The organism is Microbacterium sp. F1-18, assembly GCF_052921305.1.
Map to the genome: position 1 here is coordinate 364,350 of NZ_JBREVD010000001.1, position 12,210 is coordinate 376,559.

Below are 12,210 nucleotides of genomic sequence, written 5' to 3' on the forward strand. Positions count from 1 at the left end.
GTAGACCCGGTCGCCGACACGGAGAAGAACGGGTTTCGGGTGGCTCGTCAGGCTCGCAGCGCGGGGTCGGCGAGCGACCACTTCTGGGCCGTCTGCATCATCCAGAACACGAGGAACAGCGCCAGGGCGACGAGCTCTCCGGCCAGCACGACGGGGAGGTCGAAGAGCATCGCCGACACGGCGGTCGCGGCGAGGTCGAGCAGCAGCGCGACCGCGACGACGATGTACCCGATCCGCGTCCGCCGCGCGGGTGGGTGCGTATCGGAGGGCCGCAGCGCCTCGGCGAGCGCAACGAGGGCGATGAGGATGAAGAAGCCGAACGCCGCGACGGCGTGACCGTAGCGGACGAGCTGGTCGGGCGCGAGAGTCCAGACGAGGGTCGTGGCCGCCAGCACCGCGGCCGCCAGAGCGAGGGTCGGACCGGTGTCGCGGAGGGCGATGTCGCCCCGCCGGGCCAGCACGAGCCCGATCGCGAGCACGGCAGCGCCGATCGCGAGGTACGTCGCCACGGCGTTGTCGAGGTCGTCCGTGAACCCGACGGGAACGCACGGGGCGGCGCAGTCGACGACGACGCCGGGCACCTCACCGGGCGAGACCGGCGTGGGGATGATGGCGATGAGCGGGGCCAGGAGCGCCGCGACATCCAACAGCACGCGTTGCGGGCCCCGCCCGGAGAGCGCGAGCAGGCAGGCCGCGGCGGTGACCAGGGCGGCGGAGAAGACGGTGCGGGCCGAGGAATAGAAGTAATGGCTGACGCTGGGGAGCACTCCCGCGTCGGGGATCGCGAAGAGCACCGCGAGCATGATCGCGATCGGGGTCCCCGCGAGGGTCAGGCGCAGGTAGCGATAAGTGCGCTGCGAGGTCGAGACGGCCGCCACGACGCCAGGCTAACGGCGGGCTCGGACGCGCGCATCCGCCCCGCGGCAGAGTGACTGCGGCGGAGCGGATGCGGCGACGCCGTGGATCAGGAGACGGCGGCGATCTCGTTCGGAACGTGAGGCAGCGTCACCGTCTGCACGATCTCACCCGTCGTGAGATCGACCGCGATGAGCTCGCTGTCGGCCGGATCGGTGATGTAGGCGATGTCTCCCGCGACCTTGACCGCCGGGTGCGGAGCCTGCCACTCGGCCGGCCCTTCCCACGGGTCGACGACGGGCAGCGACTTCGTGACACCGCCGGTGGCGGGATCGATCCAGTGCAGCGATCCGTCGGTGCCGATCAGCACGGCCTCGGCGGACGGCCCGCGCGCGATGCCGCGGAAGGTGTACTCGACGCCGGCGGGCAGCGCGACCTTGGTCAGCGACTTCGCCTCGGTGTCGACGAGAGCGATGTTGCGCAGCAGGTAGCCCTCGGCGTCGGGGTCGTCCTTATAGTCCATGACGACGAGCGGGCTGTCCTCGGCGACGAAGGCGTTGCCGATCCGGCCATAGAAGTCGGGCGAGGTGACCTTGGTGATCTCGCCGCCGTCGTAGATGATCGCGCCGTTCTCGCATCCGAACACGACGCGCTCCCCCTCGGCGGTGCCCTCACCGTGGACGCCCGGGCAGTCGGCGTTCGAGGCGATCTCGGCGCGATTCGCGTCGAGCACGCGGATGCCGGTGCGCCCGGCCTCGCCGCCGACGGTGGTCAGCAGCGTGCCGTCCTCGAGCTCGACCGAGACACCGTGGTGCGCCTCGACGCCGGGGATCACCTCGGCGTCGGGCAGCTCGCCGCTCAGCGACCCGAGGGCGGCGGTGTCGAAGATCGTCGTATCGCTCGTCGCGTCGTCGTAGAGCACGGTCTTGCCGCCGTGGACGACGACGTGGCCGGCGGCGGCCGCCGGGACGACGAGGTCGGTAAGTTCGGGCTGCTGGACGTCGAGCAGCTGGAAGCCCTCCGACGTCGTGACCATGACGTGGCGGCCGTCACCGGCCGCATTGAGTCGGATGAAGTCCTCCGAATCGAAGTCTCCGATCACCTCGAGCTCGTCGCCGCCGAGCACGAGCACACCGCCTTCGTAGCCGAGCGCGACCCGGGGACCGGCGGGGACGGATGCCTCGGTCGACGCGTCGCCGGACGGGCTGGAGGTCGCGGAGGGCGAGGACGAGCATCCCGCCAGCACCAGGGCTGCGGCGCCGGCGAGGGCGCCGAACTGCAGGGTTCTCTTCATGGGGTGGGTTTCCTTTCCAGGGAAATGCCTCATCGGGTGAGGCCGTCGGTGATGCGCTGGAGGTTCTGGCGCATCATGTCGAGGTAGGTGTCGCCGGGCTGCCCCTCCGGCGCGAGCGACTCGGTCAGCAGCGGCACGACCGCCACGTCGCGCCCGGCCTCATCGGCGAGGACGCGCATGAGCCGGTCGGGCTGCGACGAGTCGGCGAAGATCGTGCGGACGCCGGCGGCGTCGATCGCGTCGACGAGCTCCTGCAGGTCGGACGCGCTGGGGGCTGCGAGCGTCGTGCCGCCCGGCACGGCCGCCCCCAGGATGCGGACGTCGTAACGGCGCGCGAGGTAACCGAACACGTGATGGTTGGTGACGAGCGCGCGGTGCTCGGCGGGGATGGCCTGCAGGCCTGCGGCCATCTCGGCATCGACCGCCTCGAGTTCCGCGACGTACGCGTCGCCGGCATCCGTCACGGCCTGTCCGCCGGCGCCGGCGAGCTCGGCGAGGACCGGCGCGAGTGCGTCGACGACGCGGGCGGTCTGGGTCGGATCGGTCCAGAAGTGCGGGTCGACGGCGTCGGAGTCGAGGTAACCGAGGGTCTCGACGTGGTCGCCCGCGACGAACTGAGCCACACCGTCGGCGGCGGACGCGTCGACATGACGCTGCACGCCCTCTTCGAGCCCGAGCCCGTTCGAGACCACCAGATCGGCACTGCGCATCGTCGCCGCGTCCTGAGCCGACAGCTCGAACGAGTGCGGATCCGCGTCCGGAGGCATGAACGTCACGACGTCGAGCTCGTGGCCGGCGAGGTTCTCGACGATGTCGCCGAGGATGTTGGTCGTCACGACCACGGTCGGACGGTCGCTTCCGCCCGCCGAGCAGCCCGCGAGCGAGACGATTCCGGCGACGACGAGACCGAGAGCCAGCGTCACCCGCCTCATCGGCCCGTCTCCGCGAAGAAAGCGGGCGCATGCTCAGTCGTGAAGCTCCGGGCCACCCGCCCGCCGTCGGCGGGATCGATTTCGAAGAGCGTTCGCTCGGCGGGCCCGTTGAGGTAGGTGCGCCGCTGATCCGCGACGAGGTCGACACCGGCGGCGAGCGCCGGGTCGGCGAGGGATGCCGCCACGAGCGGCTCGGTGCGGGAGACCTGCTGCCCCGTTGCGCCCGAGATGACGATCACCGAACCGTCGGCGGCGAGCGCGACGACCGTCTCGTCGGCGTCGTCGATCGCCGTCACGCGGACGAGGGGTTCACCCGCGTCGTGCGCTGTCCACGTGCGCTCGCGGGTATCGAGCAGCCAGAACGCCGAAGATTCGGTGCGACCGGCCACGGTGGGGCGACCCTCGCGGTTCGCGAACGACAGGGCGCGGCTCGGCCCGCCCTCGGGGTACGGGATGCGCTCGAGGGTCGTGCCCGCGGCATCCGAGACGGCGAGCACGGCACCGTCGGCGCAGCCGACGACGACGCCGACGTTCGTTGCGATAGACCCCGCGGGATCGACGCAGGGCGTGGTGCCGAGTTCGGCCCCCGTCGCGTCGACGCGACGGATCTCGCCCGCGGCCGCGTCGCCGATCAGGGCGCCTCCGGGGCTCGGCACGACGAAGGAGCCGGGCGCGTCGAGCGTGAGCCGGAAGCTCTCGACGATGTCGCCCTCCTTCAGCGCGTCGAAGTCGAGCAGCACGGCCTCGCCGCCGCGGTCGCCGTCGTCGAAGTACACGCCCACTCCGAGGTCGCTCGTGACGGTGCGCGGGGTGCCGGAGCCGGCCACCTCGCCGAGGAGGCGGGCCGGAGCCTCGTAGTAGTGGAAGTGGTCGATGTGATTCCACGTCCACACGCCGCTGTCGATGATCGACACCTCGCCCTCACGACCGGAGAACAGGAAGCGCCCCTCGCTGTCGAGCGTGTCGGCCGGGGCGACGTCACCGAGCACCTCGGACTCCTCGTCGATCAGGTCGAGGTGGTGCACGGCACCGTCGGTGCCGATGCTCGTGAGGTGCAGAGCGGGCTCGGCGAGTTCGCGCGCCCCGGCGATGGCGCCGTGACCGTCGCCGAGGTCGGAGGCAGCCGCATCCGGGGTCGCCGCCGGTGTGCCGGCGTGCGTGGCCTGGCAGCCGGCGAGCAGCGCGGCGCCGATCGTGAGCGCGGTGAGCGAGAGAGGTGCACGAGTTCTCATGCGGTCCTTTCCGGGGTGTTCGGGATGACGGATGCCGGCGCGCGGCGTCCGTCGGGGCGGATGAAGGCGCGGGCGACCGCGCGGATGCCGGCCGAGAGCGCGCCCGAGCAGATCGCGGTGAACGCGACCGTGGCGCCGGCAGCGGTGGCGGCGTGCCACGAGATGAGCAGGCCCGTGGCGACCGAGAGGATGCCGATGAGCGCGGCGAGCATCATCGTGGGCACGATGCGCCTGGTCCACTGGCCGGCCGCGACGGCCGGGCCCAGAAGCATGCCCACCACGAGCAGCGAGCCGACGGCCTGATACGCCGAGACGACGGCCAGCGTGACGAGTCCGACGAGCACGATATGCGCCGCACGAGGGCGAAGCCCGAGCAGCTGCGCCTGACGCGGGTCGACGGTCAGCGCGACGAAGGAGCGATGCGCGAGGGCGGCGACGACGACGGTGACGACCATGGCGACGGCGAGCGCGACGAGTTCGGACGAGCCGATCGCCAGGATGTCGCCGAAGAGGATCGCCGAGGCATCCGTCGCGAAGCTCCGCGACGCGGAGATGACGATGATGCCGAGCGACAGGCTCGCGACGAACAGCAACCCGATGCTCGTGTCGGCGGAGAGCCTGCCGCGGCGTTGCAGGGCACCGACGCCGAGCGACATCACCGCGGCGCTGAGGGCGGCACCGACCATCGGCGGGAATCCCGTGAGGGTCGCGACCGCGACGCCGGGAAGCATGCCGTGCGCCATCGCCTCGCCCAGGAAGGCCATGCCCCGCAGCACGACCCACGTGCCGACGATGCCGCACACGATCGCGACGAGGGCGCCGCCGAGCAGCGCACGCTGGACGAACGTGACGGCGAGGGGGTCGAGGAGGAAGGACACGATCGACGACGATACATGAAAGTGAGAACGGTTTTCATTTGCAATACTGGGGCGATGCCCAGCTCGACCGCTTCTCCCGATCGCCGCCCCGTCGTCGAACTGCGCGAGGTGACCGTCGTCTTCGATGGCCACCTCGCCCTCCGCGGGGTCGACCTCGACATCTCGGGCGGCGAGGTCCTCGCGGTGGTGGGCGCCAACGGCTCGGGGAAGTCGACACTGGTCGCGGTCGCTGCGGGCCTCCTCTCGCCCACCTCGGGAACACTCCGCCGCGAGCCCGGCATCCGCGTGGGTCTCGTGCCGCAGACCTCGAACGACGGCGCCCGCCTCCCCCTCACCGTGAGCGACCTGGTCGCGATGGGCCGCTGGCGCGAACGCGGCCCGTTCCTGCCGTTGCGGCGGAGCGATCGGGCACGCATCGCGGACGCGATCGAGACCGTTGGGCTGACCTCGCTCGCCCGACGTCCACTCGGCCTGCTGTCGGGCGGCCAGCGCCAGCGAGCACACATCGCGCAGGCTCTCGCGCAGGAGGCCGACCTGCTGCTGCTCGACGAGCCGATGAGCGGGCTCGACGCGGCATCCCGTGAGGCCGTGGCATCCGCCCTCGCTGTCGCGGCGCGCGCCGGCGCAGCCGTCGTCGCCGTCACACACGATCTGGCCGAGCTCGGCGAGGTCGACGCGATCTGCCGACTCGTCGACGGGCGGGTCGTCGAGGGTTCTCCCGCCGCGCCGCGTGGACGAGGACGCGGCACCGGGGCTACCGTGAGAGCGTGACCGCTGCTCCCATCGATGCCACCACCACCGCCGCCTGGACCGACCTCGAGTCGCTGAAGAACGGCTTCACCCCCGACCTCCGCGGCTGGTTCGACAGCGACCCGGACCGCGTCGAGCGCCTGACCCTGCCGCTGGCCGATCTGCACGTCGACCTGTCGAAGAACCTCGTCACCGACGAGATCGTCGCGGCCCTCGTGCGCCTGGCCGAGCAGACCGGCGTCGCCGAACGCTACGCCGCCATGGTCTCGGGTGAGCACATCAACACCAGCGAAGACCGCGCCGTGCTCCACACGGCGTTGCGTCGCCCCGCGGGCGCCTCACCCGAGCTCGTCGTCGACGGGCAGCACATCGACGCCGACGTCCAGGCGGTGCTCGAGAAGATGTCGGCCTTCGCCGACCGGGTTCGTTCGGGTGAATGGACCGGTATCACCGGCAAGAAGGTGACCCACGTCGTCAACATCGGCATCGGCGGGTCCGACCTCGGGCCGGTCATGATCTCCGAGGCGCTGCGCCCCTATGCGACGGCCGGCATCCAGGCGCGATTCGTGTCGAACATCGACCCGTTCGACATCGCGGACAAGACCGCCGACCTCGACCCCGAGACGACGCTGTTCATCGTCGCGTCGAAGACCTTCACCACTCTCGAGACCCTGACCAACGCGCGTCTCGCACGCGACTGGCTGTGGGCGGGCCTGCAGGAGGCCGGCGCGATCGACGACAGCGAGGCGAAGAAGACCGATGCCGTCGCGCACCACTTCGTCGCCGTCTCCACCGCGCTCGACAAGGTCGAGGCCTTCGGCATCGACCCCGCCAACGCGTTCGGTTTCTGGGACTGGGTGGGCGGCCGCTACTCCGTCGACTCGGCGATCGGCCTGTCGCTCGTGATCGAGCTCGGACCCGACGCGTTCCGCGACCTGCTCGCCGGATTCCACGCGGTCGACGAGCACGTGGCATCCACCCCGCTCGAGAAGAACGTGCCCGTCCTCATGGGGCTGCTCAACGTCTGGTACACCAACTTCCTCGGCGCGCAGACGCACGCGGTGCTCCCGTACGCGCAACAGCTGCACCGCTTCGCCGCGTACCTGCAGCAGCTCACCATGGAGTCCAACGGCAAGTCGGTGCGGTGGGACGGCAGCCCCGTCACCTCCGACACCGGTGAGGTGTTCTGGGGAGAACCCGGCACGAATGGCCAGCACGCCTTCTACCAGCTGATCCACCAGGGCACGCGGCTCATCCCGGCCGACTTCATCGCCTTCGTCAACCCCGCCCACCCGCTCACCGACGGCGGCCGCGACGTGCACGGACTGTTCCTGGCGAACTTCCTCGCGCAGACCAAGGCACTCGCGTTCGGCAAGACCGCCGAGGAGGTCGAGGCCGAGGGCACGACCGGTGCGCTCGTGGCCGCCCGCACGTTCGCGGGGAACCGCCCGACGACGTCGATCTTCGCGCCCGCCCTGACCCCGAAGGTGCTCGGCGAGCTCATCGCGCTCTACGAGCACATCACCTTCACACAGGGCACGATCTGGGGCATCAACTCATTCGACCAGTGGGGCGTCGAGCTGGGCAAGCAGCTCGCCCTGCAGATCGCGCCCGCGATCGAGGGAGACGCCGACGCGCTCGCCGCGCAGGACGCCTCGACCCAGGCCCTCCTCGCCTACTACCGCACCCACCGCACTTCCTGACCCCTCCCCCTTCCTTCCGTCGACTCGCCAAGAAGAGCGGATGCCGGCACCCCGGCATCCGCGCTATCTGGCGAGTCGACGGGTAGGACGTGGGTCAGTCGGGGGCGGTCAGGGTGTGCATACGCTCACCGGCGGCGTTGAAGATGCTGATCACCTCGGCGGGGCGCGCGCCGACCGCGCTGATGGAGTGAGGGGTGCGCGTGTCGAACTCCGCCGCCTCGCCCCGTGACAGCGTGAGCTCCTGGTCTCCGAGGACGAGACGGACGCGCCCGCTCAGCACGTAGAACCATTCGAATCCGTCGTGGACCCGCGGCGCCGGCGCCGTATCCGAGGGCGGATAGGTCACCTTGTAGGTCTGGACGGGCGAACTCTCCCGCGTCAGCGGCGCGATCACGTGGCCGTGCCTGGTCGTCGCCGGCCGCCGGACGCGCGGGTCGGGATGCTCGGCGGGCACGAGGTCGTCGATGCGGATGCCGAGCTGCCGCGTGAGAGGAACGAGCAGCTCGAGGTTCGCCTGCCGCTTGCCCGACTCGAGGCGCGAGAGGGTGCTCGTCGACATCCCTGCCCGCCCGGCGAGCTCGTCGAGGGTCAATCCGCGGTCCTGCCGCGCAGCGCGCAGGCGCGGTCCGATCTGGTCGAGTCCGGTCATCCGTCTAGTTTGCCATTTTCGCAAACATGTTTGCTGAGAGTCGTCGACCGGGCGGATGCTGGTCGGCATGCAGAACTTCGATCATGACGTCGTCATCGTCGGTGCCGGGCCCGCGGGTCTCAGCGCCGCGCAGATGCTCGGGCGCGCCCGCCGCCGCACGCTCGTTGTCGACTCCGACAGCCCGCGCAACCGATTCGCCGAGCACATGCACGCCGTCGTGGGCTTCGACGGCACCGCGCCGGCGGAGCTGCGGCGACGCGGTCGCGACGAAGCGGGAGCGTACGGCGTCGGCTTCCGCACCGCGCGCGTCGAGCGGGTCGGCGAGATCGACGGCGGCCTCGAGGTCGTGCTCGCGGGCGATGAGCGCCTCACGACACGCGCACTCCTGATCGCCACCGGGGTCATCGACCATCTACCCGACATCCCGGGCCTCGCCGAGCGATGGGGCCGGACCGTGCTGCACTGCCCCTACTGCCACGGGTGGGAGGTGCGCGATCGCCGCATCGGTGTGCTGGCGACGTCGCCGATGAGCCTGCACCAGATCGAGCTGCTCCGGCAGTGGAGCCCCGACGTCGTGGCCTTCACCGCCGCGGCGGGCGAGCTCGGCGACGATGTCCACGAGCGACTTCACGCCCGCGGCATCCGCACCGTCGCCTCACCCGTGGTGGCCGTGACCGGCCCGGACGACGCGGACGGCACGGCGGCGGCGACCGACGGCGCAGCCATCGGTGCCGTCGTGACCGCCGACGGACAGCGCGTCGCGATCGACGCGATCTTCACCGGCGGGCAGCTCGAGCCCCACGACGGCTTCGTCGCCGCACTCGACCTCGCGCGCGCCGACGGTCCCGTGGGCTCGTTCATCGCCGTCGATGCGGCGGGCGCGACGAGCCACCCCCTCGTCTGGGCCGCCGGCAACGTCGTGGCACCGATGGCGAACGTCCCCCTTTCGATGGGCGCCGGATCGATGGCCGGCGCGGCGATCAACGGCGCGCTCGTCGCCCGCGACGCCGCGGCAGCGGTCGAGCGTCGCCGCGGCCACGCCGCCGACTGGGAGGCTCGCTACGCCGAGACCGACCGGGTCTGGTCGGGCCGGGTCAACGAGACGACCTCGACGATCATCGGCGAGCTCGAGGCAGACGGCACGCTCACCCCGACGACCGCGCTCGACCTCGGCTGCGGCGAGGGCGGCGATGCGTTGTGGCTGGCGTCGCGCGGCTGGTCGGTAACGGGCATCGATCTGTCGCCGACCGCGGTCGCACGCGCCCGCGCCGCCGCCCGGAGCGCTCAGCTCGAGGCGACGTTCGTCGCGGGCGAGATCGACGCCGCGGAGCTCGGGGAGTTCGACCTGGTGACGACGAGCTTCCTGCACTCGTGGGATCCGGGGTTCTCCCGTATCCCGCTTCTGCGCGCGGCCCTTCGCCACGTCGCTCCCGGCGGCCGGCTCCTCGTGGTGTCACATGTCGGCGGCACGTCCGCCGAGCCCGGAGGACCCGACGCGCACGAACATCCGGCGTTCGCGACGCCTGCGGAGGAGCGCGTCTCACTCGACCTCGATCCGGCCGAGTGGGTCGTCGAGCGCGAGGAGATCCGCGAGCGCCCAGCCCGCGCCGAATCCTCCCCCGCAGCATCCGCCCCCGCGCATCTGCTGGACGGCGTCCTCCTGCTCCGCCGCCTCCCCTGACCCGCCGACAAAAACGTCGACTCGCCAGAATCGCGGATGCCGGGTCCGGCATCCGCGATTCGTGGCGAGTCGACGTTCGGGGGTGGGGTGTTACTTCTCCAGGATCAGGAGCGGGGCGCCGGCCGTCGTCGCGCCCAGGCCCACCGGGTCGACCGTCGCGAACGCGTCGCCGTTGAGGACGATGACCGGTGTGATCAGCGGGTAGCCCGCCTTCTCGATCACGGAGCGGTCGAACGACACCAGGGGCGTGCCCTGCTCGACGCGGTCGCCCGCCTTGACGTGGACCTCGAAGCCCTCGCCCTTCAGGTTGACGGTGTCGATGCCGACGTGGATGAGCAGTTCCACGCCGTTGTCGAGCTCGAGCCCGAACGCGTGGCCGGTCGGCTGGGCCGCCGCGACGGTTCCGGCACCGGGCGAGACGACCGTGTCGCCCGTGGGCTCGATCGCCACACCGGGGCCCATGACGCCACCGCCGAAGACCGGATCGGGCACCTCGGAGAGCGCGACCACCGTGCCGTCGAGCGGCGACGCGATCTCGATCGCAGCAGACACCTCGTCGGTGGCGCCGGGCTTCTCGAGCGTCGCGGTCGCGGTTCCCCGCGGCGTCTCCGCGGGCGTCGTGGTCGACGAGCCCGCGGTCGTGGTCGCCGCACCTGCGCCGGCGGGCGCTGCCGCAGCACCGGCAGCCGTCGCACCGGCCTTGGCCTCGGCCTTGTCGCGCTGCGCCTCGAACTCGGCGCGCTGCTCGGGCGTGCGGTAGTCACTGATGATGACGAGCACCATCGCCACGACGAACGCGGCGAGCACGGCGATGCCGTAGAGGATGACCGAGTCGAACGCCGGGATCGTCAGCAGCGAGGTGAACACGAACGCCTGCGTCTTCACGCCGCCGCCGATGCCGATGATGAGGCCGCCCACGAGGCATCCGACGAGCATCCGGGGGTAGATGCGCTTGAACCGCAGGTGGATGCCGTACAGCGACGGCTCCGAGATGCCGCCGAGCAGACCGGCCGCGAGGGCACCCGTCGCGGTCTGGCGCATCTGCTTGTCACGGGCACGCCACGAGATCCACAGCACACCGGCGGTCGCGCCGAAGCACGCGAAGTTCCACGCACCCATGGGGCCCTGGATGAAGTCGTAGCCGAGGGTCTGGATGTTCAGCAGCATGACCGCGTTGATCGGCCAGTGCAGACCGAGCGGCACCATGAACGGGTATGCGAGCGGGATGACGATCGCGAAGATGAACGGCGAGAAGTCGTTGATCGAGCTCAGCAGGTTCGCAAGACCGGCACCGGCATAGACGCCGATGGGGCCGATGAGGAAGGCCGTGAGCGGGATCATGACCAGCATCGCCAGGAACGGCACGAAGATCAGCTGGATGTTCTCGGGGATGATCTTGCGCAGCCCCTTCCACAGCAGACCGAGCACGCCCGCCATGAGCAGCGGCGGGAACACCTGCGAGCTGTAGTCGAAGACCGTCAGCGGCAGACCGAACACCGAGACGGTGGTGATGTCCGACCCGAGGAAGTTGATCTGCTGGGCGCTCTCGTGGCTGGCCAGCCCCGAGAACTGGGGCAGCATGACGACGGCCATGATCGCGAATCCGACCCACGGGTCGGCGCCGACCTTCTTGGCCGCGTTGTAGGCGACCATGAGCGGCAGGAAGATGAAGACGCACTGCCACATCAGGTTGACGAACTGCCACGACGGGTCGAGGACGACCCCCGGGGCGTTCCACGCCGGGATGACACCGAGCGTCGCCATCAGCGCCATGAAAGTGATGAACAGCGACGCGCCCAGCAGCGCGCCGAGGATGGGGCGGAACGAGTCGGACAGGAACTCGAACAGGGAGTCGAGCCAGGCGACCTTGCCGCGAGGGCCCTTGGCCCGCTCGCGCGCCTTCACCGAATCGATGTCGTCTTCGTCGACCGCGCCACCACCGGCGCCCGACATCGCGGGAAGCGCGTTGATGTCGTTGTAGACGTTCTGGACGGCACCGCCGATGACGACCTGGTAACGGTTTCCCGCCTGCGGAACGGCGCCCATGACGCCCGGGATCGCCTCGACCGTCGACTGGTCGACGTTCGAGGAATCGCGCAGTTGGAAACGCAGGCGCGTGGCGCAGTGCGTCAGACTCTCGATGTTTCCGGGACCGCCGACGGCGTCGACGATCGATTCAGCGGGGCTTGTCGCCATGGCTCTTCTCCTGTTCTCCGACGGGTGGCCGGAGTTCTTC

The 12,210-nt window shown here is 70.7% G+C and carries 10 protein-coding genes; 3 read left to right on the top strand and 7 right to left on the bottom strand.

What is annotated here, in order from left to right; translation table 11 throughout:
- Positions 1-47: 47 nt before the first annotated feature.
- From ACU6RU_RS01780 to aztB, 5 genes are all read right to left on the bottom strand, one after another.
- Entirely contained in the window at positions 48-878 is an 831-nt protein-coding gene (locus ACU6RU_RS01780; RefSeq protein ID WP_446725743.1) for a hypothetical protein, read from the bottom strand.
- 86 nt (positions 879-964) lie between these two features.
- A complete protein-coding gene (gene aztD, locus ACU6RU_RS01785) occupies positions 965-2,149 on the bottom strand; it encodes a zinc metallochaperone AztD (protein WP_446725744.1) in 1,185 nt (394 codons plus the stop codon).
- Between the two features lie 29 nt (positions 2,150-2,178).
- Positions 2,179-3,081, bottom strand: coding sequence for a metal ABC transporter solute-binding protein, Zn/Mn family (locus ACU6RU_RS01790; RefSeq protein ID WP_446725745.1), 903 nt, complete (start codon positions 3,079-3,081; stop codon positions 2,179-2,181).
- On the bottom strand, positions 3,078-4,313 hold the full coding sequence (locus ACU6RU_RS01795) for a hypothetical protein (protein ID WP_446725746.1): 1,236 nt from the start codon (positions 4,311-4,313) through the stop codon (positions 3,078-3,080). The genes ACU6RU_RS01790 and ACU6RU_RS01795 overlap by 4 nt, the downstream gene beginning before the upstream one ends.
- Positions 4,310-5,191, bottom strand: coding sequence for a zinc ABC transporter permease AztB (gene aztB, locus ACU6RU_RS01800; protein WP_446725747.1), 882 nt, complete (start codon positions 5,189-5,191; stop codon positions 4,310-4,312). The genes ACU6RU_RS01795 and aztB overlap by 4 nt, the downstream gene beginning before the upstream one ends.
- Before the next feature lie 54 nt (positions 5,192-5,245).
- Here aztB and aztA point away from each other — a divergent pair, with 54 nt between their 5' ends.
- On the top strand, positions 5,246-5,962 hold the full coding sequence (gene aztA, locus ACU6RU_RS01805) for a zinc ABC transporter ATP-binding protein AztA (RefSeq protein WP_259455234.1): 717 nt from the start codon (positions 5,246-5,248) through the stop codon (positions 5,960-5,962).
- Complete coding sequence (gene pgi, locus ACU6RU_RS01810; RefSeq protein WP_289330955.1) at positions 5,959-7,644, top strand: glucose-6-phosphate isomerase; 1,686 nt, start codon at positions 5,959-5,961, stop codon at positions 7,642-7,644. Before aztA ends, pgi begins: the two co-directional genes overlap by 4 nt.
- A 94-nt stretch (positions 7,645-7,738) precedes the next feature.
- Here the strand turns inward: pgi and ACU6RU_RS01815 are convergent, their stop codons facing one another.
- Complete coding sequence (locus ACU6RU_RS01815; RefSeq protein WP_289330954.1) at positions 7,739-8,293, bottom strand: helix-turn-helix domain-containing protein; 555 nt, start codon at positions 8,291-8,293, stop codon at positions 7,739-7,741.
- A gap of 67 nt (positions 8,294-8,360) precedes the next feature.
- Between ACU6RU_RS01815 and ACU6RU_RS01820 the strand changes: the two genes are divergently transcribed.
- Positions 8,361-9,974, top strand: coding sequence for an FAD-dependent oxidoreductase (locus ACU6RU_RS01820; RefSeq protein ID WP_446725748.1), 1,614 nt, complete (start codon positions 8,361-8,363; stop codon positions 9,972-9,974).
- Between the two features lie 90 nt (positions 9,975-10,064).
- Here the strand turns inward: ACU6RU_RS01820 and ACU6RU_RS01825 are convergent, their stop codons facing one another.
- Positions 10,065-12,170 carry a glucose PTS transporter subunit IIA gene (locus tag ACU6RU_RS01825; protein ID WP_446725749.1) on the bottom strand — a complete coding sequence of 702 codons (2,106 nt, stop codon included), beginning with the start codon at positions 12,168-12,170 and terminating at the stop codon, positions 10,065-10,067.
- Positions 12,171-12,210: the final 40 nt, after the last annotated feature.

What these genes read in the sequence shown, in the direction of transcription:
- aztD (WP_446725744.1), bottom strand. Translation starts at nt 2,149, where the DNA reads ATGAAGAGAACCCTGCAGTTCGGCGCCCTCGCCGGCGCCGCAGCCCTG.
- ACU6RU_RS01790 (WP_446725745.1), bottom strand. Translation starts at nt 3,081, where the DNA reads ATGAGGCGGGTGACGCTGGCTCTCGGTCTCGTCGTCGCCGGAATCGTC.
- ACU6RU_RS01795 (WP_446725746.1), bottom strand. Translation starts at nt 4,313, where the DNA reads ATGAGAACTCGTGCACCTCTCTCGCTCACCGCGCTCACGATCGGCGCC.
- aztA (WP_259455234.1), top strand. Translation starts at nt 5,246, where the DNA reads ATGCCCAGCTCGACCGCTTCTCCCGATCGCCGCCCCGTCGTCGAACTG.
- ACU6RU_RS01815 (WP_289330954.1), bottom strand. Translation starts at nt 8,293, where the DNA reads ATGACCGGACTCGACCAGATCGGACCGCGCCTGCGCGCTGCGCGGCAG.
- ACU6RU_RS01820 (WP_446725748.1), top strand. Translation starts at nt 8,361, where the DNA reads ATGCAGAACTTCGATCATGACGTCGTCATCGTCGGTGCCGGGCCCGCG.
- ACU6RU_RS01825 (WP_446725749.1), bottom strand. Translation starts at nt 12,170, where the DNA reads ATGGCGACAAGCCCCGCTGAATCGATCGTCGACGCCGTCGGCGGTCCC.